The following is a 23,875-nucleotide window of genomic DNA, read 5'->3' as shown; positions in this document are numbered from 1 at the left end:
CGCCGACGATGTCGGTGGTGGTTACCCGATCATGTTTGGCGCTGAGCCTTTTACATGATCCGAAACAGCTTCCTCAAAACGCCTCAGATGATCATCAGGAATACGAAATTCAGCTCGTCAAATTTTAGTTGAAATTCTGATTCCAGGTGAGGTTAGCGAGGCGGGAAGTAAATCTCAAAGAAAATGTTGAGATTTATTCGCCTCGCCTTCGAGATCGCTGAGGCTGTTTGAGGCAATTCATATCTGCCAATCCCTAAATTGGAATTGAGAAATGGATGATTGTCGCAAAAACTACCTGTATGTCGTGAGCCTCAACAGGTTTCTTCACCGGGTCACCGGTCTGCTCCTCCTTGTCGCTGCTGTCCTCAACGCGCACATGCGAAATCTCCCGAGGCGCATGTCGGCGATGGACTTCTTCTTTGGGCCTGATACTACGGTGGAGAACGTCGATGGAGTGACCTTCAGCCCCGGCCAGGGCGAGATCGTGGACGAAGACGGTCTGCGAAAGGCGAATCTCTGGGTGCGCCCCACCATCAGACCGACGGAGGGAAGTGCCCGACCATTCCTTGATCACATCAGCTACTTGTTCGAGTGCGACGAGGTGATCGACGCCGTGTTGAACTTCCTGGCCCTCCTCGTCCAGCACCCAGGCGAGAAGCCGGCGTGGGCCGTACTGCTGATAGGTGGCCAGGGCATCGGCAAGAGCCTCCTCGGTGGCATGCTCGCCAAGTTGTTTGGTGAGCGGAACGTCCAGGTCATAACCGCCGAACAGTTGCGCTCAAGCTTCAACCCCTGGATTTCCAAGGCGCATCTCGTCGTGGTGAATGAAATCCCCGGCCCTGGGGACCGTCAGGTCGCTGCCCAGTTGAAGTCCTACATCACCGATCCCAACATCACGGTAAACGAGAAGAACATTCCCGCCTATTCGATCCGGAACCGCGCCAGCTTCTTCCTGATTTCCAACGAGGATGATGCCGCCCGCCTAGACCCCGACGATCGGCGTTTCCTAGTCTGGAAGAGCAAGGCGCAGAAGAAGTCTGCCAGCTACTACAAGTGGCTGATGCGCTGGTTCAATGGCGGTGGTGCAGAGCGTGTTCTGCACTTTCTGAGGGCGCGTGACCTGGCGGGTTTCGACCCACATGCAGCACCGCCCAGGACACGTGCTCGCAGCGAACTGGCAATGGATAGCAGGGACGATGTGCAGGCGTACCTGCAGAACGCATTCGACGCTGGCGAGGTGCCGTTCAAGCATGACCTTGCCGTGGCCAACCATGTGGTCAATCACCTGCACGGGACGCGCAGGATGACCATCACCCTGAAGGCGTTGGGCAAGTTCCTTCGCAGTATCGGTGCTGAGGAACTTGGACAGAAGCGGTTGCCGGACGGCACGAAGCCCCGAATCTGGGCAATTCGGGACCACGAAAAGTGGAGGACGGCCAGCGAGGAGGAGATCGCCAAAACGTACCGTATGCCGGGGGACCATCCGCATCCCCGGCCCCAACCGGCCAGCATCATCCGTCCTCGGAACAGGTCCTAGGACCTAAGGCCTATGAGCCAACCACCATCATCGTCAACTCCACAATTTCCAAAGGCATCATGACAATCGCAAAGATCACGCCCAGCCTGGTGAAGAACTGGCCGGTCATTCTTGCCGGTAAAGAGCGGGACCGGTTCTACGACCCCGAAATCCGTGGGCTGTCGGCCGAGGTCCGGCAGGGCGGCGGCGTCAGCTTCCGTTTTCGCTACTTCGATGAACGCCACCGCGAGCAGACGATCGGCCTCGGCCGCTACGGTGACGTCACTGTTGCCCAGGTCCGGGAGCGCGCCAAGGCCCTGCGTGCGGCGGTCGCCCTCGGACAGGACCCGGCGGCGGAGAGGCGGCAGCGGCGTGCCGTCCCCACCTTGGCCAGCCTTCTTGAGGGAACCGTGCTGCCCCAGTTGGCGGACCAGCGTGGGGCCGGGAACCACCGGGCCTATGCAGCCCGCATCATCCAGGCGTTCGGCAAGTTGCGCCTGGACGAACTGAAGCCGGCGGACATCACCGGCTGGCGGGTTGGCATGGTTAAGGCTGGGCTTGCCAACGCCACGGTCAACCGTCACACGGCGTTCCTGCGCATGGCCTATAACAAGGCGATCGAGCAGGGACTGTATTCCGGCACCAACCCGGCGAAGTCCCCCGGGGCGCTGCCCGAAGGCAATCGCGAGCAGTACCTGACGGTGATTCAGGTCAAGGCGCTGGTCAGGGCGCTGGACCTCGAACCCAACCGAGACGCCGCCTGCGCCATCCTGCTGCTGCTGCTGACGGGCGCGCGGCGCAACGAGGTCACCCAGGCCCGGTGGGAGGATGTCGACTTCGACCTGTACCTGCTGACGGTCCAGCGCTCGAAGAGCGGCCGGCGGCACCACATCCCGCTGTCGCCGCCGGCAGTGCAGTTGCTTCGGCGGCAGCACCTGCGCACCGGTCACGGGGAGCATGTCTTTCCGGGGCGTGCGCCGGGCAAGCCCATCACCAGCCTGCGGGGTAGCTGGGATCGGGCGCGCCGGGCGGCAGGCCTGCCGGACGACTTTGTTCTCCATTCGCTCCGCCACACCTACGCGAGTTGTCTGGTCAACCGTGGCCGGTCGCTGGCCGAGATCGCCGCCGTTCTCGGCCACAGCCAGCTTTCCACCACCCGTCGCTACGCGCACCACGCCCCGGCACGCCTGGTTTCCACGGCCACGCTTGCCGCTGAGACGTGGGGGCTCCTGCCAACCATGGAGCAGTGCTACGACACCAACTAAGGAGATGCGAACTTGAAAACCACCGTTGCAGCTGCGCCCGTCCTGCCCGCCCCCTTCACCGGGATGATGACGCCGGCGGAGGTCGCCAAGCTGCTGAACGTGTCGGAAAAGACCCTGGAGCGTTGGCGCATGACAGGTGAAGGCCCTCGGTTCTGCCGTGTATCGAAGAAGGTCATTCGGTACCCAGGCGACCTGCTGGTGGCCTTCCTGAACGCGAACATCGTGTCGAGCACCGCTGCCTGACGGGTAACCGATAGACGGCCCCCACGCGACTACCCTCCGACCTGCATCGGTCCGCGACCGGATCAGCAGGACGGAACGAGACTTCGAGATTACGCGCATCCGTGCCGCGCCATGACGAACAGATGGCGCCGGAAGCAACCAAGACGGCCCTTCCCGACTCCACGGGAAGGGCCGTTTTTGCATCATGACCGCCTTGTCAGATTCCCCAATGGGGCCTGAACCGGGAAAGGTGACTTTCTGCGCTGCACCGGTGTGGCAGTGGTTCACCTGCCCCACGCCTCACGCGGGTCAACCGTGGGCGGAAAGCCATGCGTACCATATGACAGGACCCCGTCGTGGGGCGTGGGGCTTACGGTGCCCGCATGGGTAGCGGCGGCACAACAGAAGGGCCCCTTTACCCCTTGTCCGTCCCCGGGCGGGCCACGCCATGCGACGGTCAGCCCGTTCGTGGCGGGTTCCAGCATCGGGGGTCGACTGGCGTGAGGGCAAACGTGGGAATCGCGTGGGACACAGCAAAGCCCCTCCACGGTGCCCACTCGTACACCCGCCAAAAACCCAAGGTTTGCTAAGGAGAAAATGGCGCGCCCGAAAGGATTCGAACCTCTGACCCCCAGATTCGTAGTCTGGTGCTCTATCCAGCTGAGCTACGGGCGCATCGCCATGATCGACCGGTCTGGATGAATTCGAAATGGCGCGCCCGAAAGGATTCGAACCTCTGACCCCCAGATTCGTAGTCTGGTGCTCTATCCAGCTGAGCTACGGGCGCGCATTTTCCGATTTCCGGTACCCGGTGAGGGGTGCCGTCCGGTGAGGTGGCGCTTGTATCCGATGCGGATGGGGATTGCAACGGGATTTTGTGGGGCTTGTGCGCAACGCCGCTCTGACGTGATTGCCGTCCGCCCCGGCATCGGCTATTCCTGCCCGAAACCCATGATAGCAGGCCCGCCTTGACCAACAAGATCCAGAACCCCGACAAGAATTTCCCCGTGACCTGGGAAGAGCTGCACCGCAATGCCAAGGCGCTGGCCTGGCGTTTGGCCGATCATACCAAATGGAAGGGCATCATCGCCATCACGCGTGGCGGTCTGGTTCCGGCGGCCATCATCGCCCGCGAGCTGGATATCCGGGTCGTGGAGACGATTTCGGTCAAGAGCTATGACCACCAGACCCAGGGTGAGATCCGCGTGCTGAAGGCCGCCGATGCCGTCACGGATGGCGGCAAGGACTGGCTGCTGATCGACGATCTGGTCGATACCGGCAAGACGGCGGCCTATGTGCGCAAGCTGCTGCCCAACGCGCATTTCGCCACCATCTATGCCAAGCCGGCGGGCCGTCCCCTGGTCGATACCTTCATCACCGAGGTCAGCCAGGATACCTGGATCTATTTCCCGTGGGATCTGCTGCCCGTCAGCTACCTGCAGATCGAACGGTGAGTTTGGTTTGACCTGTCGGCGGGGCGGGGCTGCGTAACGGCAGTTCCACCCCGCCCAGCAGGAAAGTGGTGGCAAGCGCCAGCAGCGGTGCCGCCACGTCCCGCTGACGTGCGGGCGACACAAGATGTGACAGCAGCCAGGCCGCCGATGGCCGGCCCCGCGCCCCGCGCTGCAACAGCGACACCAGGGTCAGCAGCGCCCGTTCATCGGTCGACAGGGCCGAACGGCAGCCATTGCCGATATCGGGCCGACCCGCCGGATATTGATGCAGCAGTTCCATCACCTCTTCCCAGGCGATGACCGCGTCCTGCCACCCTTCGGGCAGCAGGCGCTGAAACTCCATCTCCACCTGATCCCAGCGGAAGCGGCCATGGCGCCAGCGCCGTGCTGACCAGAGCAGAAGCTGTTCGCCGCGTGACAGGGTGAAGACGGTGCCGCCCTCCTGTAACCCGGCCAGGAGACGGACACGGTCCATATGCGCGCCGTCCGGCTGTTCCGGCCCCGTCTGCGCCGTACCAGCCGCCAGGTCGGGCCACCACAATGCCATCTCGTTCATCACCGTCTCCGACGCCGTCTGATCTGATGTCAATGACGCTATTGCGAATCGTTCTTAATTGCAAGATGGAAAACGGAGAATGCCATTGGGGTGGCTGACCTGGTTTAGTCCGGCTTTGCGGCGGATGCGGGGAGCACTGGTACAGGTTGTTTGCAAATGGCCCGCAGGGCGGCCCATTCCTCACCGGTCAATGTCTCGCCCTGTGTGCGGGTGCCGGCGGCGGCACGGTCCAGCGTGGCGATCCGCTCCGTCAGGGTGGGGTGGCTGCCCATCCATTCGGCCAGCACGCCATCGGCCTCCGGATGCTCGTCCCGGATCGTGGCGAACAGTTTGGACAGGCCGGCCGGTGACACCCGGGCCTGGCGCAGCGCATCCAGTGCGAACTGGTCGGCCTGACGTTCCTGATCCTGGCTGAATTCCGATTCGACGATCTGGCTGACCCCCACGGCCAGCACGCCGCCGCCAACATCCCCGACCACCATCGAGATCAGCGCGGAACTGAGGCCATAGCGCATCACCCGTTCCATGGAATGGCCGTTATGTAGGTGCCCCAGCTCGTGCCCCAGCACACCCAGGACGGCATCCGGCCCCTCGGCCCTGTCCATCAGGGCCGTGGTGACACTGACATGGCCGCCGGGCAGGGCAAAGGCGTTGGGCAGGTCGCTGTCGATGATGTGCAGGCGCAGGCCCTGGCTGTCGGGCAGCCGCCCGGCCAGTTTCAACAGGGCCTCGCGTCCCGTCGGCGCCGCGCAATGGCGGTTCCCGCCCTCCCGCGTCAGGAAGGCCGTGGCCAGGATCTGCACCTGATCCCCGATCCGCGCCTGCAGCCAGTCCGGCACATGCGGGGCAAGGGTGCTGGCCAGGGCCGGCAGCACGACGCGCAGCATGATAATCAGCGACAGGATGGCCCCGCCGATCCAGATATAAAGCGGTATCTCCCGCCGGGAGCGGTGTTCACGGTGGACGGGCTGCACCATGCCGGCCCCATGTGCCAGGGTCAGCAGCCGGTCGGCATCCGCCACGGCCAGTACGGCATGCGCATCCGCCGACAGGCCCAGGCGCAGCCGGTCATCGGGGAAGGGGCCAGGCACCGGCGCCACATCCCGCCAGTTCCAGCGGTCCAGTTCAGCGCCCCCTTCCCGATGGATGATCAGGAAAGGGTGCTGAAAATCCAGCTGTACCGGCAGGGTGCGCCCCGTGCGCCGATCCTCATACGTGGCGTCGATCAAGGTCACCCGCCGATCCCGATATCGCCGATGGCATCGGCCAGCCCTTCACCCCGGGTCGGGGCCGGCTGACCACGGTTCAGGATATCATCCAGGACGCCGATATTGTGCAGACGAAGATGCAGGCCGATGATCCGCAGCATTTCCACCTGCACCCAGCCGACCGACAGGATGTTGATCAGAGCCAGCATCACAAAGGTCAGGACGACCACAAAGGCCACGATGTTCAGCGATTTGCCGAAAATGGCGCCGACCACGGCAGCAGCACCAATAATGACAAGATAGGACACAACGGAAAAGACAAAGGCCATGATCGGCACATGCACCACCTGCCGCCAGCCCACGGGCAGGTTGAAGCGCATGTCATCCAGCCAGGTTGCGCCCAGAAACACCACAGTGCGGCGCACGGTGTAGGCAAACCAGAGACCCAGCCCGATCACCACGGCCCCGAAGCAGGCAAAGATGCCCGGAAGGTTGATGTCGGGCCGTGGAGGGGGAGCCAGACCGGAGGCCTGTGCCGCCTGTGCGGCTTCGGTCCATTCCGTCAACGGCAGGGTCAGAATGATCATGGTGGCATACCCCGCCACCAGCAGCAGCCAGGCAGGAATCCAGATATGCCACAGCGCATCCGGTTTTGCGGCGGCGCCAAATCGTGCCGTGCCAAACCAACTGATGCTCTGCCGGTAATTATAGGCCTTTGCATCCGCCCAGGGCTGGATCAGGCCGCCCGTCAGCAGGGAGGGGATATAGGCTTTCAGATGCACCGACATGAACTGACCCAGCGCCCGGTCCTGTCCCCCATGGATCCCCCGCCATTGCGTGCGGGTCAGCAGGTAGCGGCGGGCGAAGTAAAGCGCTATCAGGCCCAGCAGACCGGCACCCAGGCCGATGGCGACCTGTGTCGCCAGTTGCTGCAGGAACGCTGTCGGCGGGATCAGGCTGTTCAGCAGCACAACAATGCCCATGAACGGCAGCAGCACCACCAGCGCCACCAGAAAGCCAATAAACAGTTCCTTGCCGGTGCCGGTATAGGCGAAACGGTCGCCGCGCAGGGTGACGGCGGACCACAGGCGCTGGCGCACCTTGGTGCGGGCCCAGAACCGGTAAATGCCCAGCGTGATGATTGTCAGAAAGGTGTTCAGCAGCAGCAGCCCGATCAGGGAGCCCCGGTCGATATCGACCTGAATGCCATCACTGTCCGGTGGCGTCCCGTCGCTGCCGGGCGTGGTGGGTTCGTCGCTCAAAGGCAGGCTGGTCAATTCATCCCCCCGATTGGTTGCAACCGCAGAGTATGGTTTCCTTACAGGCGCGGCAAGCTGTCGCGGACGAAATATATCAATTATTTCAGTGACATACAGAGGTGTGTGGTGGTTGTCACCCGGCGACTCGTCAGTTGATTTGCGAATCGCTCTCATTGGCACCTTGACAGGTGGCGGGGTCGGGCCGACATATCGGGCGGAATTAACCGCCGATGGCCCAGCCATATCAGGAGCCGATGATGAAGATGTTCGCCCGCCGTACTCTGTTGCGCACCCTGACCCGCCAGGCGGCCTGCATCGGCCTGGGTGCCGCATTACTGTCGCTGCCAGCCCTGGCGGCGGGTGCGGCAGAGGTGAATATCTATTCCTCCCGTCATTACGATGCCGACAAACTTCTCTATGCCGCGTTCGAGAAGGAGACGGGTATTCAGATCAATGTCATCGAAGGCAAGGATGACGAACTTATCGAGCGCCTGAAGGCCGAAGGGCGCAACAGCCCCGCCGATATCCTGCTGGCCGTGGATGCGGGCCGTCTGTGGCGTGCGCAGGATGCCGGTGTTCTCCAGCCGGTGAAGAGCGCCGTGTTGGAAAAGGCGGTGCCGGCGGAATATCGCGAGAAGGATGGCTACTGGTTCGGCTTGTCGGCGCGTGCCCGCGTCTTGATCTACAACAAGGACAGCGTGAAGCCGTCGGATCTGTCGACCTATGAGGACCTGGCCGATCCGAAATGGAAGGGCCGCTTGCTGGTCCGGTCTTCCACCAATGTCTATAACCAGTCGCTGACCGGTTCGATCCTGGCCGCCCATGGCGCGGAAAAGACCGAAGCCTGGGCCAAGGGCATGGCCGCCAATTTCGCGCGCAAGCCGCAGGGCGGCGATATCGACCAAATCAAGGCTGTGGCGGCGGGTGAGGGCGATGTCGCCATCTCCAACACCTATTATTTCGCCCGCATGCTGAATTCCAGCAACCCGGCGGAAAAGGCGGCAGCACAGAAGGTGGGCCTGTTCTTCCCCAATCAGAAGGACCGCGGCGCGCATGTGAACATCTCCGGTGCCGGTATCGCCAAATATGCGCCCAACCGCGACACGGCCGTGAAGTTCCTGGAATTCCTGGCCACGCCGGAAGCGCAGAAGATCTTTGCCGAGGCCAATTATGAATTCCCTGTGGTGGCCGGCATCCCGTCCCACCCGGTGGTCACCGCCTGGGGCCAGTTCAAGCGCGACAGCCTGAATGCCAGCGTCTATGGCCAGAACAACGCCGAAGCCCTTAAGATCATGGATCGGGCCGGGTGGAAGTAAGCAATGATGGGGGCGGGTCAGAACCCCGCCTCCACCGCCCCCACCTTCACCCCCGCCCGGTTGCGCAGGGCCGGGTTGACCAGGGGCTGCAATTCCGTCCAGTCAACATCGCTTAACATCCCCAGCCGGCGCAGCAATGCTGCCATGGCGGGGCCGGCGGCCCGTTTGGCGCCATCATCGATCTTCACCGCGATGGCGATCCCTTCCTCTGGGATCACCCCGACGCTGACGCCCTCCGCTCCGGCCTTTGACAGGATGCGGCTGCCGACCGCCTGCATGAACAGCGTGTCGAAGCCTTCGGTCCCGCTGACCAGTTCGGGATGGGCGCCCCAGGCAGCCAGCAGGCGCTGCGCCGCGTCGGCACGGGCCGACGGCAGGTCCTGCGGGTCGGCCATGCGGGCCATGCCGAAGGCCAGCGCCTCCAATGGCAAACCGATGGTGGGGATGGAGCAGCCATCGATACCCCAGGGCGCACTTGTCAGGTCCTGTGCCGTCACCTGTTCCATGACGCCCAGGATGCGCTGCTGCACCCGGTGCTGATAGTTCACATAGCCACGGATGGCCTCCCCCCGGTGCAGGGCGGTGGTGACCATGCCGGCATGTTTGCCCGAACAATTATTGTGCAGGGTCGTCGGCTCCTCCCCCCGGCGCAGCATCCCTTCCCAGGTCGGGACGGAATAGGGGGCATGGCAACCGCATTCCAGATGGTCTTGCGTCAGGCCGATGCGCGACAGCCAGGCGGCGACACGGGTCGTGTGGATCGGTTCGCCATCATGGCTGGAACAGGCCAATGCCAGTTCCTCACTGCCCAAGCCGAAGGCATCGGCGGCTCCGGTTTCAACAAGCGGCAGGGCCTGCAACGCCTTGTTGGCGGAACGGGGGAAGGTGATGGCCTTCACATCGCCGAAACTGGCCAGGACATGGCCGTCGGCGCCCACCACGACGGCACGGCCGCGATGGATGCTTTCCACCAGCCCACCGCGTGTCACCTGAATCAGGATGGGGTTGGTGCTGTCGTCGGGCAGGCGCACGGCGATGCCGCCCGTGGGGCCGGATTGGGGATGGTGATGGCCGCAGCCGGGACCGTGGATATGGGGCGGGTTGGGATCGGGCATGACCGGCGCGCAGGCGAGGGATGGGGGCAGGCACCTTGCCCCGGCAGCCCTTTCCATGCAAGGAGTCGCAGCAATTCCCCCAATCTCAGTATCAGGTCATCATGCGCGGCTATTTCGCCCTGGGTGCCGAAGGCATCAGCAAATCCGGCAATCTCGGCACCATCATGCGGACGGGCCACGCGTTCGGCGCCAGCTTTGTCTTCTCCGTGAATGCCGTGGTCGACATGAACGAGCTGCGTGTCACCGACACGTCGGGCGGGGTCGACCATGTTCCCTATTATGGGTGGGGTTCGATCGGAGAGATGGCCCTGCCGGAGGGCTGCCAGCTGGTCGGGTGCGAGTTGACCGACGATGCGGCGGAACTGCCCAGTTTCCGCCATCCGCTGCGCGCGGCCTATGTGTTCGGGCCGGAACGGGGCAATCTGTCGGCTGCCATGTTGGCCCGCTGCGACCATGTCGTGAAGATTCCGACCAAGTTCTGCGTCAATGTCTCGGTCGCGGCCGCCATCGTCACCTATGACCGCATGATAAGCCTGGGCCGCTTTGCCGAACGGCCCGTGCGCGTGGGCGGCCCGCGCGATGCCGTGCCCGACCATGTGCATGGCAAGGTGCGGGTGCGGAACAAGGAAAGCCTGCGCATGCGTCCGCTGCTGGGCGGGTGGGAGTGAGCCATCTTCCGTGCAGGTGGGAACAAAGGCGTCGGCCACCCATTTATGATATATTGGGTTTATCGATCATGAGGCCCGCCATGTTTGCTTGCATGCGTATCCCTGTCCTGTCCCTGCTGTTCGTTGCGCTGGCCGGCCCCGCCGCCGCCCAGAATGCCAAGCCGCAGTCGGAAATGATGGACGAGGTGATCGTGACCGCGCCGCGCAACGGGGAGCCCGACTTCCAGGAAGCGCAGGAATACCACCAGAAGGAATATCAGCGCCTGCATGCCATGTTCGGCAAGGAGCTGCCGGCCCAGCCGCGTGGCGATCAGGTCTTTGCCGCCGGTGGCGCCATGGACGGCCCTAATGATCGTTCCGCCGCCCGCGATCAGGTACAGAACGCGCCGCGCCTGCGCGATACGTTCAGCGGTAATTAAGCCCCGTCTCTATGCCGTCAACGATGGCGCCGCCGGTATGCCGCGTGGTTCGTGATTTTCCATATCGATCACTGCGATATTGCCCAAGGTGCGCGTCGACAAGATACGCAGGCGATTATCCGGCCCGTGCAGGAATGGTCCGGGCCCCGCCAGACGGGGAGCCGCCGCCCGGCCCACCATGAAGGGTGCCACCGCCACGCGCAGCCGGTGAAAGGCGCCGGCGGCCAGGAACTGTGTCAGCACCTGGCATCCCCCCTCGACCATCAGGCGCTGGATGCCCAGCCCCGACAGGCGGGACAGGATGCCGGCAACACTATCATCACCCAGGGCTACGATCTGTGCCACCGACGACAGGCGCGCACGCAGGGCGGGCAGGGACGGCTCCGCACACAGCACGATGACGGGGCCGCCCTGTCTGAAAAAGCAGGACTCCGGGTCCAGACCTTCTCCGCCGCGTGTCACCACCACCTTGGCCGGATGGTCCGGCATGCCGCGTTCACGGCGCGCGGCAATCAGGTCGGGATAGCGGACCGTCAGGCGCGGCTGATCACGCCGAACGGTACCGGCACCGACCAGGATGGCATCGCAGTCGGCACGGACGGCATGCATGTCCCGGCAATCCTCCTCACTGGACAGCACCAGCCGTTCACCGCCATCGGTATCTATATGGCCATCCAGTGACATGCAGACGGACAGGTGAACCCGTTCCATGTGTCGCTTCCCCACGTTACCAGTGTTAAGGGTGGGGCGGTGGACCGCTTCTGTCCAGTCCCGCCGCCCTTTTAAAACGGGCCGACAGGATCAATAGTTCCGTAAGCGAACTTTGGCAGTCCCGATGCGCGTGGCTGCAATCCATTTGGACTGGTTGGCATGAATTGACAGGGACTGTCGCGATGATTACCACCCGTGCCTAAAATTTGAGCCAAATAATGGGGTATGGTGATGCGGCGCGTGTATGGACGTTTGGGTTCGGTGGCTCTTCTGGCATTGGCGACGGCGATGGCGTCCCTGCCGGCGGGCGCTGCGGAGGTGAAGCTGCGGGCTGACAGCTGGTGCCCCTATAACTGTGAGCCGGGCAACCGTCCGGGATATCTGATCGAGATCGTGCGGGCCGCGCTGGAACCGGCGGGGCACAAGGTGGATTACCAGCTGATGCCCTGGACCGACGCGCTGGCTGCGGTGACCGCTGGTACTGCCACAGGTGCGGTTGGCGCCACCAAGGAAGAAGCGCCGGGCATGATTTATCCTGGCCTTAGCCTGGGCATGTCACGGCCTACCCTGGTCATCCGCAAGGGCAAGGAGACCAAGGATTTCAAGGTGACGAACCTGGACGCCCTGAAGGCCGTGCGTTTCGGATCGATCAAGGATTACTTCTACAGTACGGAAGTGAATGCCTTCATCGATGCCAACAAGGGTTCGCCCAACATTGTGCAGGTCTCGGGCGACAATGTGACCGAGGATCTGGTCAATCTGCTGATCGACGGCAAGATCGACGCGATGGTCGAGGACAGCAATGTCGTCGACTTCCTTCTGGAATCGAAGGGTTATCGCAACCTGTTCAACTATCACGCGCTGGGCCAGCAGACGAGCGTATCCATCGGTTTGTCGCCCAAGGACCCCAACAGCGCCGCCTATGCCAAGCTGATTGATGCCAAGGTGGCGGAGCTGCGCAAGAACGGGCAGCTGACGGCCATCCTGGACAAGTATGGCGTGAAGGACTGGCAGTAAGCTTTGGCCCTTCGGAGGCCCGGCCCTATCCCCCGGAACTGCCCTTCACCATCGCCTTCACGCGGTGGCTGACATCGGCATTCCGGGGCAGTCGGCGTTCCAGGGCCCAGATCAGGGGCGGTGCCAGCAGGGTGACGACCAGGGAAACCATGGCCACATCCTCAATATGAAGCAGTTCCCCCTTGGCGCCGGTGGTCAGCATGGCGGACCCGACCAGAGCTGCCAGACCGCCGGCCACCTGTGTCACGGACTGGGTCAGGGCCATGAAGCCGGCGCGATCGGCAGGGGCCGGTACCTTGGATACAGCCGCACTCTGCGCCACCATGCGCGCGCTGTTGAAGACCATGAAGCCGGGCACCAAGGCCACAACGGGCAGTGCCGCCCAGTACCAATCGTAGTAGAGCAGCCAGATCAGGGTGGCCAGGCCCAAGGCCGTCCCGGTCGTGACCGGCGCCGACCCATAGCGGTCAACCAGCACCCCGGTCGCCCGCATTCCAAAAAAACTCAAAACCCCGCCGATCATGTACAGCAGGCCCAGCTGTTCACGCGGGAAACCAAGATTGAACTGCACGAACACCGCCATATTGGTGATCAGCATGAAGCTGGGCACGATGGCAATGAAAGACAGGGCAAAGGCCAGTGCCGGCAAGGTTCCGCGTGCCACCCGCAACATATGGGCGGGTGCCTCACGCAGGGGCATAGGCGTGGCCGTCAGATGCGATCGCTGCGGTCCCAGCAGGCGCAGCGACACCAGGATAATGGTAAGACCCAGGCCCGCCACGGCCAGGAAGGGTACGCGCCAGCCGAACAGGTGCGACAATTCCAATGCCGCCGGAACGCCCAGAACGGCGCTGATCGACAGGGACCCCATGACCATGCCCATGGCCTTGCCCCGCCGTTCGGCAGGCACATTGTCAGCTACGATGGCCACAGACAGGGCCCCCGCAGGGCCGCCGAACAGACCGGCCAACCCCCTTGCAGCCAGCAGTGACCAGAGATCGACTGACAGGGCAGCCGCCACATTGCATAGCACCAACCCCACCATGCAGATGCCCAGGGCGGGCCGCCGGTCGAACCGGTCGAGCACCATGGCGGCCAGCAGGCCAATGATGGAAGACGAGATTGTATAGGCGGCCAGGACCCACCCGACCCGCGCTGTATCAATGCCCAGATCCATCGCATAGTCCGGGCCCAGCGGCATGACCACCATGAAGGACAGGACGCTGACGAACTGTACCGCCGTCATCAGCCAGGCGATGCGGCGTTCTTGCACGGGCAGGGAGGACAGGGGCGGCTCCACCATCGGCAGGTTGCATATGGTGGGACCTTGATAATGCCGCGCGGGCCGTCCGTCCATCGAACAATGCCCGCCAACCATGTCTGACCCCGTGATTTTGCCCCTGCCATGCCAGGCGCAACAAGGCCTGTCCGAAGAAGGGGCCAGAGCAGCGGGCCGCCCACGGTTTTCACCCATGCGCGGCCCGCGCCGGATCAGATCGGACCCGTCATCACAAAGGCATTCAGCTTGTTGCCGTCCAGATCCCGGAAATAGGCGGCATAGAAATTGTCGCCACGCGGGCCCGGCGGGCCTTCGCAGGTGCCGCCCTGCGACATGGCGATATCATACAGGCGGTGGACCTGATCCTTGTCCTTGGCCTCAAACGCCACCATGACACCGTTGCCGACGCTGGCGGCGTTGCCGTCGAACGGCTTCATCAGCGCCACGCCGGCCCCGCCATTGGGATTGCCCCAGGCAATGCCCGTCGGGAATTCCATCATGCGGCCCGTGCCCAGTTCCTTGGCGATGGCGTCATAGAATACGGCACCGCGCGCCAGGTCATTCGTCCCCAGCGTTACATATCCGATCATTGTTTCCCCCAGATCATGCCCCGCCACAGCCGGCGGGATGATGGGAACAATACCAGAACATTCTAATGAATCCGAATCCTTTTCAGCCTGTTTGAAAACAGCGTCCCTTCAGCTTGGCGAAGGCATCGGCGCGGTGGCTGATGGCATGTTTCAGGTCCGGGTCCATCTCCCCGCAGGTGATGTCATGACCGTCGGGAATGAAGATCGGATCGTAGCCGAAGCCGCGCGCACCACGCGCCGGGAAGGTCAGGCGCCCTTCAAACCGGCCCTCCACCGCCTCGACATGCCCGTCGGGCCAGGCCAGGGCCAGGGCACAGATAAAGGCGGCGCGGTCGCCCTTGCGGTCCGGCGATGCTTCCAGTGCTACGCGCACCTTCTCCATCGCCAGCGTGAAATCCTTGGTCGGCCCGGCCCAGCGCGCGGAATAGACGCCGGGGTCGCCGTTCAGACCATCCACCGACAGCCCGCTATCATCGGCCAGCGCCGGCAGGCCCGACGCGATGGCCGCCGCCCGCGCCTTCAGCACGGCATTGCCAATATAGGTGGTCTCCGTCTCCTCCGGCTCCCCCAGCCCCAGTTCGCCCGCGCTGGGGAAGTTGGCGACGTGGTCTTTCAGCAGCGCCGCAATCTCTGGCACCTTGCCCTTATTGTGGGTGGCTATAACCAGCGTATCACCAGTGAAGAGGCGGGGGATGGTCATGGGGGCTCCGGGTGGGCGGGATGACGGCTATGAGATAGCTGCTAAAACGACGTCAAGGCAACAACTGCCCCCCTATGTCGCCAGCGCCCCTGCCACCGCATCAGGATTACAAGCAATCACCTTCAAATAGGATTGCGCTGCCTTGTCGGGACGGCGGCGACCCTGTTCCCAGTCCTGCACGGTGCGGGCATCCAAGCCGAAACGTTCGGCGAATTTTGGACGGGAGAGGCCCAGACTTGTCCGGATGGCCCGGACATCCACCATCTCGACGCTGACCTCATGAGAGACAGCACCGGTATCCTCGCCCTTGGCATGGCGGATTGCTTCCCCCAGCGCTTCCGTCAGGTCGTCTGCAAAATTCGATCTGGTCATCGGGGCAGCTCCTTCGCAGCGGCGCGCAGCACATCAACCAGCTTTGACACGGTTCGGCGCTGATCTGCCGACAGGTCTGTCCGCTCTCCCTTGCCATAGATCAACAGGGCATAGAGTGGCAGCGTGTCGTTGTAGAAATAATAAATGACACGGGCGCCGCCGGAATTTCCCTTGGTACCCATGGCAAAGCGGACCTTACGGACACCTCCGGTTCCCTGAATCTCGTCACCCGTCAAGGGGGTGAGCGCAAAGAAGTCGATGACTGCCTTATGCTCATCGGCGGATGAGGATTTTCTCCGCCCGCCGTTGAAAGCCGATCAATTCAACAACGGTGATGGCCTGTATTTTTATGTCCAGATACTGCGGCAATGCCGCAGTATCTGTCAATTCGTTCCCGCCCTTACAGCCCCAAAGCCTGACGTTGCAGTGTCGTCAGTTCGCCGATGCCCTTGCGGGCCAGGGCCATCAGGGCCATGAACTCGCTCTCGTCAAACGGCTTGTCCTCTGCCGTGCCCTGGATTTCCACGATGCCGCCACGACCGGTCAGCACGAAATTGGCATCGGCGCCGGCATTGCTGTCTTCGGGGTAATCCAGGTCCAGGACCGGCACGCCATTGTAGATGCCGCAGGAAATGGCCGCGACCTGATCGATCAGGGGGATGGTGGACAGGGTGCCCACGCGCACCAGATGCTGAAACGCCAGATGCAGGGCGACATAGGCGCCGGTGATGCTGGCCGTGCGCGTGCCGCCATCGGCCTGGATCACGTCGCAATCGACCTTGATCTGAACCTCGCCCATGGCCTTCAGGTCGGTGACGGCGCGAAGCGAACGACCGATAAGGCGCTGGATTTCCTGGGTGCGGCCCGACTGCTTGCCCTTGGCTGCCTCACGGTCGGTGCGGGTATGGGTGGAACGCGGCAGCATGCCATATTCCGCCGTCACCCAGCCCTGGCCCTTGCCGCGCAGGAAGGGGGGCACCTTTTCATCCACGCTGGCGGTGCACAGCACATGCGTGTCACCGAACTTCACCAGGCACGACCCTTCCGCATGGCGGGAGAAATTTGTCTCCAGGCTGACGGGGCGAAGCTGATCGGCCAGACGGCCAGAGGGGCGGGTCATGATGTCTTCCATTATCCTTGGGTGTCCGGTCATCGTCATAGCAATGGGGGTGCGGCTGCGTCCAGCCATGGTATGGTCTTCCCTCCATTGATTTGGCCGGTGCCGCCGACTAATCTTCTTAACGAATGCAACGGCAAGGGACCGGTGCGAAAGGCATGATCACTGAGCTGAACCAGCGGTCGCGGGAGATTTTCCGCCATATCGTGGAAGCCTATGTCCAGACCGGCGAGCCGGTGGGATCGCGCACCCTGTCGCGGCGGCTGACGGCCACGCTGTCGCCCGCCACCATCCGCAATGTCATGGCGGATCTGGAGGAACTGGGCCTGCTGATCTCCCCGCACACATCGGCCGGGCGCATCCCCACCGATGCGGGCCTGCGCATGTTCGTGAATGGCCTGCTGGAGGTGGGCGACCTGACGGAGCGGGAGCGGGAGGATATCGAGGCCACCTGTTCGGCCCGCGGTCGGTCAGTGCCAGAGGTGCTGGAAGAGGCCACCAACCTTCTGTCCGGCCTTTCTTCCTGCGCCGGTCTGGTCCTGGCGCCCAAGACCGACCGCCCCCTGAAACATATCGAGTTTGTCAGCCTGTCGCCGGGCCGGGCGCTGGTGGTGCTGGTGACCGAGGATGGGCTGGTGGAAAACCGGGTGGTGGAGGTGCCGACTGGCCTGCCGCCATCAGCCCTGCAGATGGCCAGCAATTACCTGAATGCCCGCGTCGTGGGCCGCACCCTGGCCGAGGCCCGCGCCTTCATCCTGAAGGAGTTGGAAGAACAGAAGTCCCAGTTGGACAGCCTGACCCAAAAGGTAGTGCAGACGGGTCTGGCCACATGGTCCGGCGCGCGGGGCAGCCAGGGCTATCTGATCGTGCGCGGTCAGGCCAAGCTGCTGGAGGATGTCACCGCCATTTCTGACCTGGAACGCATCCGCACCCTGTTCGAGGCGCTGGAAACGCGCGAACAGATGCTGCGCATGCTGGACGCGACGGGCAAGGCGGAAGGGGTGCAGATATTCATCGGGGCGGAAAACGACCTGTTCTCCCATGCCGGCTGTTCCATGATCGTCAGCCCCTATGCTAACACCAAGGAACAGATCGTGGGGGCCATCGGCGTCATCGGCCCCACCCGCATCAATTACGCCCGCATCATCCCTATGGTCGACTATACGGCAAAGCTGATCGGCAGGTTGATGGGGTGACCTCCCCTTGCGGTTTGGGGGTATGGCACCCTATTTCTGGGTCACGGCATCTCGACAGGCGGTGCAATCCCGCCTAAACCAGAGGGCCGTTTCCCACCCCCTAGATTTCCCAAGGGCAAGTTCCGCGATGACCGACACGATCAACACCCACGACAGCGACCCCAGTGCAGAGCCCGCCGCCCAGGCCGGCACGACCGAGGCCGGTGCCGAGGCCGCGGCCCGCGTCGCCCAATTGGAGGCGGAGGTCGCGTCCCTGAAGGACCAGATGCTGCGCACCCTGGCCGAGACGGAGAATGTCCGCCGCCGGGCGGAGCGTGAGCGCGAGGACACCGCCAAGTACGCCGTCGCCAAGTTCGCCAAGGAACTGCTGGCCGTGGCCGACAATCTGCGCCGCGCCGTGGAGGCGGTGGGCGAGGATGTGCGGGCCGAGAATCAGGCGGTGGGCAACCTGCTGACCGGTGTTGAAGCGACCGAACGCCAGTTGATCGCCGCCTTCGACCGCGCCGGCATCGCCAAGGTCGAGGCGCTGGGCACCCCCGCCGATCCGAATTTCCATCAGATCATGATGGAGATCGAAAATACCGGTAAGCCCGCCGGCACCGTGGTTCAGGTGCTGCAGGCCGGCTACACGATCCATGGCCGCCTGCTGCGCGAAGCCATTGTCGGCGTCGCCAAGGGCGATGTCGGTGGTCATGTGAACACCAGCGCGTAATAAACGTACTGGTTCTTCTCCCTCCCTCCCGCCGTTCGGGCCTGGGAGGGAGAAGGTACCGTCTTACGTCATCCAGCCGGGGAACAGGGCCCGCAGGCCGGCGGCGATGATCTCCACCGCGACCGCGGCCAGCAGCAGGCCAGTCAGGCGGTTCATGATGTTCAGGCCGGTCTGGCCCAGCTTGTTGCCAATGGGTACGGCCAGACGCAGGGTCAGCAGCAGGAAGGCGCAGACCGCCAGGATGCAGCCGACCAGCACCGCATAGTGCTCCCAGCCCACGCCGCGCTGCGCCTCGATGATGACGGCAGAGATGGAGCCGGGACCGGCCAGCAGGGGCAGGCCCAGCGGCACCACGCCGATGGCCTGACGCGTGCCGGCCTCGTCCGCTTCCTGCGGCGTCTGTTTCACGCCCGACACGGTGGCGTTCAGCAGCGACAGGGCGATCAGCAGCAGCACGATACCGCCGCCCACCCGGAAACTGGCCAGGCTGGTCCCCAGCACCGTCAGGATCGCATCGCCCAGAAAGACGGAACTGACCAGAACCGTCGCCACCGTCATGACGGCGGAAAGGGCGATGGAGTTACGTTCCTTGGCGCCGCGCCCCTCCGTCATGCCCAGGAAGATCGGAATGGCGGCAAACGGGGTCAGGATGGCGAAAAGCGCAATCAGGAACCGTGAATATTCGGACCAGGCTTCCATGGAGATGTCCGGCTATATGTCCCCGTTTTCGGGGCGCGTTGGATTGTGGGCCGAACCATAGCACGGATGGCGGGGCGGAATGGAAGGGGGTGGTAGCATGAGCGTCAGGCATCCACCATTTCCGCCGCGCGGGCCAGATCGACGCTGACCAGCTGACTGACGCCGCGCTCCATCATGGTCACACCGAAAAGCCGATGCATGCGGGCCATGGTCAGGCGGTGGTGGGTGACGATCAGGAAACGGGTGGCCCCGCTGGCCGCCATTTCCTCCACCATGTCGCAGAAGCGGCCGACATTCGCCTCGTCCAACGGTGCGTCCACCTCGTCCAGCACGCAGATGGGGGCGGGATTGCACAAGAACACCGCGAACAGCAGTGACAGGGCCGTCAGCGCCTGTTCCCCACCCGACAGCAGGGACAGGACCTGTAATTTCTTGCCCGGCGGGCTGGCATAGATCTCCAGCCCCGCATCCAGCGGATCATCCGATTCGGTCAGTTTCAGATGCGCCGACCCGCCGCCGAACAGCTTGGTGAACAGGCGCTGGAAATGCCCGTCCACCAGATCGAAACTGGCCAGCAGCTTTTCCCGCGCCTCGCGATTGATGGCCCCGATCCCCTGGCGCAGGCGGGCGATGGCGGCCGTCAGGTCGTCGCGTTCGCCGGTCAGCTTGGCGGTCTCCGCCTCCATCTGGGCCAGTTCGACCTCGGCCCGCAGATTGACGGGGCCGATGCGTTCCCGGTCCTCCAGCAGGCGCGACAGCCGCTGTTCCAGCTGTGATGGCGGCGGCATTTCATCATCCGGGTCGATACCGGCGGCGGACAGAACCTCCCCCGGCTCGCAATCCAGCTTCTCGCGGATACGTTCCACCAGACCGGCCAGGGCGTTCAGCGATTGTGCCACCGCCGCCTCGGCATGGGCGCGGGCCTCGCGCGCGTCGGCCAGGGCGCTTTCCGCCTTGCGCACGGCCTGTTCGGCCTGGGTCTGGGCTGTTTCCGCCTCAGCCAGGGCATCGCCCGTCTGGCGGCGGCGGCGTTCGGCGGTGGCGATATGGCCGCGCAAACTCTCCCGCTCCGCCGCGATCTCCAAGGGGCGTTCGCTCAGCGCCTCCAGCTCCGCCCGCCCTTCCTCGGCGCGCTCGGTCAGTTCCGACAGGCGGCTGGCCGCCCCCTCGACACGGACCTTCCAGGACAGCTCTTCGGCTTCCAGGCTGGACAGGCGGCGGCGGCGCTGTTCGGCGTCGCGCTTCACCCGGTCCACCGCAGCCTGTGCCCCCGAAAGATGCCCGCGCTGTTCGGCCAGATGGCCGCGCGCATCGGCCACCGCCATGCGTGACAGGGTCGGGTCGGGCAGGTCGTCCAGGGCTGCCTGCGCCTCGGCCACCAGCGTTGCCGCCTCGGCCTTGTCGCTGCTCAGCAGGTCAAGGGACTGCACCATGGCGTCGCGCTTGGACCGCGCGGCGGCGGCCTCGCTGACCAGCCGCGACTGGGCGCTGCGGGCCTGATCGACGGCGGTGAATGCGTGGCGCACGCCCTCTCGGGCTTGCCGGTCGCCGGCCTGAGCTGCCTCATTCGCCCGCTGCGCCGTCAGGATGGCGGCATCGGCGGCGGCACTGGCATCCCCATGGGCCTTGCGCGCGGCGGACAGGTCGGCGTCGGCTTGGGTTAGGGCGGTTTCGATCTCGGCCAGCCGGTTGCGCTGGGTCAGGCGGATGGCCGCTGCCGTGGGCGCACCCGGCGTTGTGGTCAACCCGTCCCAGCGCCAGGCCCCGCCATCGCGGCTGACCAGGATTTGCCCCGGCGACAGGGTGGGGGCCAGCCGCCGGGCGGTCGCGGCATCGGCCACCAGCCCGATATGTGACAGGCAGCGCGCCATCTCCGCCGGTGCCTTCACCTGTGCCGACAGCGGTTCCACCCCCGCCGGCAGGGGGGCGGTGATGTCCAGCGGCGGCAGGGTACGCCAATGCCGGGCCGCCGCCTCGTCCAGCGGTGCGGTCAGATCGTCACCCAATGCTGCGGCCAGCGCCTGTTCATAGCCGGCGGCCACCGTGACGGCATCGATCAGCGGCGGGAACAGGTCTTCTTCTTCCAGGTTCAGAAGGGCTCGCAAGCCATCGCGTTCGGCGCGCAGCTGCGTATCCCGCGCCTCTGCCTGTGACAGGGCCGTGCGCGCCGCTGCCATGCTGGCCTGCCCGTCGCTGCGCGCCTGTTCCAGGGCGCTGTCGGCCTCCTGCTTGGCCAGTTCCGCCTGCTCGGCGGCCTCGCGCGCGCACTCCAGCCGTTCCTCGGCCATGGCCAGCGCCTCTGCCGCTGCTTCCAGGGCGGTATCGTCGCTGATCTGGCTGTCCAGGGTCGCCAATTGAGCCGCCTGTTCCGACAACCGCCTTTCCAGGGTGCCCAGCCGCGCCTGGGCATCGCGCAGGCGGTTGCCGGCGGCGCTGCGGGCCGCTTCCTCGGCAGCAGATTTTTCCAGGGCGCGGGACAGGTCGCGTTCCCCGACCTCCACCGCGTCGCGGGCGGTCAGCAGCGCTTCTTCGGCGGCCTCCAGCTCCATCGCCTCCTCGCCCTGCGCGTCCAGCAGGCTGGCCCGTTCCTCGGCCAGACGGGCGGCGGCATTGTCGGCATCGGCGGCGAGCGCGCGTTCGCGGGCAAGGTCGGTGGCCAGTTGGGCCAGACGGCGCTGCATGGCGCCATGCGCCTCCTTCACCCGCGCCTCTTCGGCGTCCAGCTGTTCGCGCGCGACGATCAGGCGCTGCAACGCGGCACCGGCGGCGGCATCCTCCTGACGCAGGGGGGGCAGGGCCGCTGCCGCCTCATCGCGGGCGGTGGCGGTGCTGCTGACGGCCAGCATCTGGTCGCGCACGGTGGTATCGGCGGCGGCGTGGCCGTCGCGGGCGCGGTCCAGCAGGCGGTTGGCCTCGTCCCAGCGCTGATGCAGCAGCTGCGCCTCGGCCCGGCGGATATGGTCCTGCACCTGCCGGTAGCGCTGGGCCTGGCGGGCCTGCTTGCGCAGACCCTGCAACTGCCCATCCATGGCGGCCAGCACATCCTCCAGCCGCGTCAGGTTGGTTTCCGCCGCCCGCAGGCGCAATTCCGCCTCATGCCGCCTCGCATGCAGGCCGCTGATCCCCGCCGCTTCTTCCAGCAATTGCCGCCGGTCACCGGGCTTGGCATTGATCAGAGCACCAACGCGGCCCTGGCTGACCATGGACGGGCTGTTGGCGCCCGATGAATGGTCAGCGAACAGAATCTGCACGTCGCGGGCGCGCACCAGCTTGCCATTGATGCGGTAATCCGACCCCGACCCGCGTTCCAGCCGGCGCGTGATCTCCAACTCTTCGGCATCGGTGAAAGGCGGGGGGGCGGTGCGGGCATCGTTGCCCAGCACCATCGTCACCTCGCAGATATTGCGGGCGGGACGCGTGGCCGTGCCGCCAAAGATGACATCGTCCATATCCTCGCCCCGCATGCGCTTGGCCGAGGTTTCGCCCATGGCCCAGCGCAAGGCTTCCAGCAGGTTGGACTTGCCGCAGCCATTGGGGCCGACAACGCCCGTCATCCCCGGCTCGATCAGCAGCTCTGTCTGATCGACGAAGGATTTGAAGCCGGAAAGACGGAGTTTCGCGAAATGCACGGGCAGCCGGGGGGTCGGTAGCGGGGAAGGGCGCGATGGGTAGGCTTAACTGGCGGTGTGTTCAAGCCATTTGATGGCAAAGGGCAGGATATCCGCCGCATCCACCAGGATCGACGGTGCCGCCCCCACCATATCCCGCCGCCCGGCGCCGGTGGCAAGATAATCGGTCACGATCTGCTCAATGAAATTTTCCGGCAGCCGGTCGCTCACCGGCTCGCTGGTGTCGAACTCCTCCATCCAGCACCAGTCGATGCCGCCATCGGGGCGGGCGAACGGTATTTCCCGGCGGATGATCGTCTTGTCGGGTAATCGGGCCAGATGTTCGGCATGGTGCAGCAGGGTCATCGTGTCCCACGGCGCCCCCAGCATCAGCACCTTGCCACCCCGTTCGACCAGCCGGGCCAACGGCGAACCGGGGCCATAACCGTAATTCAGCGGATGGTCGCGGGTCAGGGCATCGGCCAGCGTACCCAGTGCCGCAACCGAAGCACCGGGGTTCAGGCTGCGCACCGCCCCCGGCGCGGTGCGCAGGAATTCCGGCAGCGCGCCATTGTCGCGCGCGGCACGGGTGCGGGCGGGATCGAAGGGCACGACATGCGGGCGCCAGACATCGGGCACCCGCCCATCCGCGTCGATAAAATCCTCCCAGGCCGCTTCCCAATCCAGATAGGCCATGATGGTGCCATCCGGCCCCACGGCGCGGCGCAGGCCCGCGATGATCCCATCTGGCCCACCCATAACGGGGCCAACCGCGCGGCATGCGGCATGCACCATGACCAGATCGCCCGCCGCGATGCCCAACCGGGCAAGATCGGCGGCGATGGCATCTGGGGATCGGGGCAGAGGATCGGTCAT

Annotated in this window: 24 protein-coding genes and 2 tRNA genes; 10 read left to right on the top strand and 16 right to left on the bottom strand. The window is 64.5% G+C overall.

Going from position 1 to position 23,875, the window contains the following annotated elements; genetic code table 11:
- Positions 1-271 precede the first annotated feature (271 nt).
- The 3 genes from ACT6Q8_RS12095 to ACT6Q8_RS12085 are packed head-to-tail and all read left to right on the top strand — an operon-like array spanning position 272 to position 3,024.
- Positions 272-1,537 (top strand): primase-helicase family protein, encoded by a 1,266-nt coding sequence (locus tag ACT6Q8_RS12095; RefSeq protein WP_444732857.1) that lies wholly within the window; start codon positions 272-274, stop codon positions 1,535-1,537.
- Positions 1,538-1,596: 59 nt separating this feature from the next.
- Positions 1,597-2,781, top strand: a complete 1,185-nt coding sequence (locus tag ACT6Q8_RS12090) for a tyrosine-type recombinase/integrase (RefSeq protein WP_444732858.1) — start codon at positions 1,597-1,599, stop codon at positions 2,779-2,781.
- 12 nt (positions 2,782-2,793) lie between these two features.
- Positions 2,794-3,024, top strand: a complete 231-nt coding sequence (locus tag ACT6Q8_RS12085; RefSeq protein WP_444732859.1) for a helix-turn-helix domain-containing protein — start codon at positions 2,794-2,796, stop codon at positions 3,022-3,024.
- A 577-nt stretch (positions 3,025-3,601) separates the two neighbouring features.
- Here the strand turns inward: ACT6Q8_RS12085 and ACT6Q8_RS12080 are convergent.
- Positions 3,602-3,678 (bottom strand) — tRNA-Arg (locus ACT6Q8_RS12080).
- A gap of 35 nt (positions 3,679-3,713) precedes the next feature.
- Positions 3,714-3,790: transfer RNA gene (locus ACT6Q8_RS12075), tRNA-Arg, on the bottom strand.
- Positions 3,791-3,971: 181 nt separating this feature from the next.
- Here ACT6Q8_RS12075 and gpt point away from each other — a divergent pair.
- Positions 3,972-4,457 carry a xanthine phosphoribosyltransferase gene (gene gpt, locus ACT6Q8_RS12070; protein ID WP_054166860.1) on the top strand — a complete coding sequence of 162 codons (486 nt, stop codon included), beginning with the start codon at positions 3,972-3,974 and terminating at the stop codon, positions 4,455-4,457.
- Here the strand turns inward: gpt and ACT6Q8_RS12065 are convergent.
- From ACT6Q8_RS12065 to ACT6Q8_RS12055, 3 genes are all read right to left on the bottom strand, one after another.
- Positions 4,432-5,013, bottom strand: a complete 582-nt coding sequence (locus ACT6Q8_RS12065; RefSeq protein ID WP_054166859.1) for a hypothetical protein — start codon at positions 5,011-5,013, stop codon at positions 4,432-4,434. The two genes, gpt and ACT6Q8_RS12065, sit on opposite strands and share 26 nt — an antisense overlap.
- Before the next feature lie 104 nt (positions 5,014-5,117).
- Positions 5,118-6,248: a M48 family metallopeptidase gene (locus ACT6Q8_RS12060; RefSeq protein ID WP_444732860.1), complete on the bottom strand. Its 1,131-nt coding sequence runs from the start codon at positions 6,246-6,248 to the stop codon at positions 5,118-5,120.
- Entirely contained in the window at positions 6,245-7,498 is a 1,254-nt protein-coding gene (locus ACT6Q8_RS12055; RefSeq protein ID WP_444732861.1) for a DUF898 family protein, read from the bottom strand. The genes ACT6Q8_RS12060 and ACT6Q8_RS12055 overlap by 4 nt, the downstream gene beginning before the upstream one ends.
- A 236-nt stretch (positions 7,499-7,734) precedes the next feature.
- On the opposite strand from ACT6Q8_RS12055, the gene ACT6Q8_RS12050 reads away from it, so the two are divergent.
- Positions 7,735-8,796, top strand: a complete 1,062-nt coding sequence (locus tag ACT6Q8_RS12050; RefSeq protein ID WP_444732862.1) for a Fe(3+) ABC transporter substrate-binding protein — start codon at positions 7,735-7,737, stop codon at positions 8,794-8,796.
- A 17-nt stretch (positions 8,797-8,813) separates the two neighbouring features.
- Here ACT6Q8_RS12050 and ACT6Q8_RS12045 read toward each other — a convergent pair whose 3' ends face one another.
- Complete coding sequence (locus ACT6Q8_RS12045) at positions 8,814-9,911, bottom strand: asparaginase (RefSeq protein ID WP_444732863.1); 1,098 nt, start codon at positions 9,909-9,911, stop codon at positions 8,814-8,816.
- A 101-nt stretch (positions 9,912-10,012) separates the two neighbouring features.
- On the opposite strand from ACT6Q8_RS12045, the gene ACT6Q8_RS12040 reads away from it, so the two are divergent.
- Together ACT6Q8_RS12040 and ACT6Q8_RS12035 are read left to right on the top strand one after the other, a co-directional pair.
- Positions 10,013-10,579 (top strand): TrmH family RNA methyltransferase, encoded by a 567-nt coding sequence (locus ACT6Q8_RS12040; RefSeq protein ID WP_054166856.1) that lies wholly within the window; start codon positions 10,013-10,015, stop codon positions 10,577-10,579.
- A gap of 92 nt (positions 10,580-10,671) precedes the next feature.
- A complete protein-coding gene (locus ACT6Q8_RS12035) occupies positions 10,672-10,998 on the top strand; it encodes a hypothetical protein (protein WP_054166855.1) in 327 nt (108 codons plus the stop codon).
- Between the two features lie 9 nt (positions 10,999-11,007).
- Here ACT6Q8_RS12035 and ACT6Q8_RS12030 read toward each other — a convergent pair whose 3' ends face one another.
- On the bottom strand, positions 11,008-11,709 hold the full coding sequence (locus ACT6Q8_RS12030; RefSeq protein ID WP_444732864.1) for a RibD family protein: 702 nt from the start codon (positions 11,707-11,709) through the stop codon (positions 11,008-11,010).
- A gap of 240 nt (positions 11,710-11,949) precedes the next feature.
- On the opposite strand from ACT6Q8_RS12030, the gene ACT6Q8_RS12025 reads away from it, so the two are divergent.
- Positions 11,950-12,726 (top strand): substrate-binding periplasmic protein, encoded by a 777-nt coding sequence (locus ACT6Q8_RS12025; protein ID WP_444739384.1) that lies wholly within the window; start codon positions 11,950-11,952, stop codon positions 12,724-12,726.
- A gap of 25 nt (positions 12,727-12,751) precedes the next feature.
- Here the strand turns inward: ACT6Q8_RS12025 and ACT6Q8_RS12020 are convergent, their stop codons facing one another.
- From ACT6Q8_RS12020 to rph, 6 genes are all read right to left on the bottom strand, one after another.
- Entirely contained in the window at positions 12,752-14,083 is a 1,332-nt protein-coding gene (locus tag ACT6Q8_RS12020) for an MFS transporter (RefSeq protein ID WP_444732866.1), read from the bottom strand.
- 134 nt (positions 14,084-14,217) lie between these two features.
- Positions 14,218-14,595 (bottom strand): VOC family protein, encoded by a 378-nt coding sequence (locus tag ACT6Q8_RS12015; RefSeq protein ID WP_054166851.1) that lies wholly within the window; start codon positions 14,593-14,595, stop codon positions 14,218-14,220.
- A gap of 82 nt (positions 14,596-14,677) precedes the next feature.
- On the bottom strand, positions 14,678-15,295 hold the full coding sequence (gene rdgB / locus ACT6Q8_RS12010; protein WP_054166850.1) for an RdgB/HAM1 family non-canonical purine NTP pyrophosphatase: 618 nt from the start codon (positions 15,293-15,295) through the stop codon (positions 14,678-14,680).
- 72 nt (positions 15,296-15,367) lie between these two features.
- Positions 15,368-15,667 (bottom strand): helix-turn-helix domain-containing protein, encoded by a 300-nt coding sequence (locus ACT6Q8_RS12005; protein WP_054166849.1) that lies wholly within the window; start codon positions 15,665-15,667, stop codon positions 15,368-15,370.
- On the bottom strand, positions 15,664-15,849 hold the full coding sequence (locus ACT6Q8_RS12000; protein WP_444732867.1) for a hypothetical protein: 186 nt from the start codon (positions 15,847-15,849) through the stop codon (positions 15,664-15,666). Before ACT6Q8_RS12000 ends, ACT6Q8_RS12005 begins: the two co-directional genes overlap by 4 nt.
- Positions 15,850-16,067: 218 nt before the next feature.
- Positions 16,068-16,787 carry a ribonuclease PH gene (rph, locus tag ACT6Q8_RS11995; protein ID WP_054166977.1) on the bottom strand — a complete coding sequence of 240 codons (720 nt, stop codon included), beginning with the start codon at positions 16,785-16,787 and terminating at the stop codon, positions 16,068-16,070.
- A 155-nt stretch (positions 16,788-16,942) separates the two neighbouring features.
- Between rph and hrcA the strand changes: the two genes are divergently transcribed.
- Positions 16,943-17,980, top strand: coding sequence for a heat-inducible transcriptional repressor HrcA (gene hrcA / locus ACT6Q8_RS11990; protein WP_054166848.1), 1,038 nt, complete (start codon positions 16,943-16,945; stop codon positions 17,978-17,980).
- Positions 17,981-18,107: 127 nt separating this feature from the next.
- A complete protein-coding gene (gene grpE / locus ACT6Q8_RS11985; protein WP_444732868.1) occupies positions 18,108-18,692 on the top strand; it encodes a nucleotide exchange factor GrpE in 585 nt (194 codons plus the stop codon).
- A 63-nt stretch (positions 18,693-18,755) separates the two neighbouring features.
- Here grpE and ACT6Q8_RS11980 read toward each other — a convergent pair whose 3' ends face one another.
- From ACT6Q8_RS11980 to aac(3), 3 genes are all read right to left on the bottom strand, one after another.
- Positions 18,756-19,391, bottom strand: coding sequence for a MarC family protein (locus ACT6Q8_RS11980; RefSeq protein WP_444732869.1), 636 nt, complete (start codon positions 19,389-19,391; stop codon positions 18,756-18,758).
- A 104-nt stretch (positions 19,392-19,495) separates the two neighbouring features.
- Positions 19,496-23,020 (bottom strand): chromosome segregation protein SMC, encoded by a 3,525-nt coding sequence (smc, locus tag ACT6Q8_RS11975; RefSeq protein ID WP_444732870.1) that lies wholly within the window; start codon positions 23,018-23,020, stop codon positions 19,496-19,498.
- Positions 23,021-23,065: 45 nt separating this feature from the next.
- Positions 23,066-23,875 (bottom strand): aminoglycoside 3-N-acetyltransferase, encoded by an 810-nt coding sequence (aac(3), locus tag ACT6Q8_RS11970; RefSeq protein ID WP_444732871.1) that lies wholly within the window; start codon positions 23,873-23,875, stop codon positions 23,066-23,068.

It is taken from the genome of Niveispirillum sp., from assembly GCF_052437035.1.
Lineage (GTDB): Bacteria > Pseudomonadota > Alphaproteobacteria > Azospirillales > Azospirillaceae > Niveispirillum.
The sequence above is the reverse complement of the archived record's forward strand: the minus strand, read 5'-3'. Positions and strand labels throughout refer to the sequence as shown.

Bases quoted from the DNA above. Each gene is read 5' to 3' on its own strand.
- ACT6Q8_RS12095 (WP_444732857.1), top strand. From the start codon at position 272: ATGGATGATTGTCGCAAAAACTACCTGTATGTCGTGAGCCTCAACAGG.
- ACT6Q8_RS12090 (WP_444732858.1), top strand. From the start codon at position 1,597: ATGACAATCGCAAAGATCACGCCCAGCCTGGTGAAGAACTGGCCGGTC.
- ACT6Q8_RS12065 (WP_054166859.1), bottom strand. From the start codon at position 5,013: ATGAACGAGATGGCATTGTGGTGGCCCGACCTGGCGGCTGGTACGGCG.
- ACT6Q8_RS12050 (WP_444732862.1), top strand. From the start codon at position 7,735: ATGATGAAGATGTTCGCCCGCCGTACTCTGTTGCGCACCCTGACCCGC.
- ACT6Q8_RS12045 (WP_444732863.1), bottom strand. From the start codon at position 9,911: ATGCCCGATCCCAACCCGCCCCATATCCACGGTCCCGGCTGCGGCCAT.
- ACT6Q8_RS12040 (WP_054166856.1), top strand. From the start codon at position 10,013: ATGCGCGGCTATTTCGCCCTGGGTGCCGAAGGCATCAGCAAATCCGGC.
- ACT6Q8_RS12035 (WP_054166855.1), top strand. From the start codon at position 10,672: ATGCGTATCCCTGTCCTGTCCCTGCTGTTCGTTGCGCTGGCCGGCCCC.
- ACT6Q8_RS12030 (WP_444732864.1), bottom strand. From the start codon at position 11,709: ATGGAACGGGTTCACCTGTCCGTCTGCATGTCACTGGATGGCCATATA.
- ACT6Q8_RS12020 (WP_444732866.1), bottom strand. From the start codon at position 14,083: ATGGACGGACGGCCCGCGCGGCATTATCAAGGTCCCACCATATGCAAC.
- ACT6Q8_RS12015 (WP_054166851.1), bottom strand. From the start codon at position 14,595: ATGATCGGATATGTAACGCTGGGGACGAATGACCTGGCGCGCGGTGCC.
- rdgB (WP_054166850.1), bottom strand. From the start codon at position 15,295: ATGACCATCCCCCGCCTCTTCACTGGTGATACGCTGGTTATAGCCACC.
- ACT6Q8_RS12005 (WP_054166849.1), bottom strand. From the start codon at position 15,667: ATGACCAGATCGAATTTTGCAGACGACCTGACGGAAGCGCTGGGGGAA.
- ACT6Q8_RS12000 (WP_444732867.1), bottom strand. From the start codon at position 15,849: ATGGGTACCAAGGGAAATTCCGGCGGCGCCCGTGTCATTTATTATTTC.
- rph (WP_054166977.1), bottom strand. From the start codon at position 16,787: ATGACCCGCCCCTCTGGCCGTCTGGCCGATCAGCTTCGCCCCGTCAGC.
- hrcA (WP_054166848.1), top strand. From the start codon at position 16,943: ATGATCACTGAGCTGAACCAGCGGTCGCGGGAGATTTTCCGCCATATC.
- grpE (WP_444732868.1), top strand. From the start codon at position 18,108: ATGACCGACACGATCAACACCCACGACAGCGACCCCAGTGCAGAGCCC.
- ACT6Q8_RS11980 (WP_444732869.1), bottom strand. From the start codon at position 19,391: ATGGAAGCCTGGTCCGAATATTCACGGTTCCTGATTGCGCTTTTCGCC.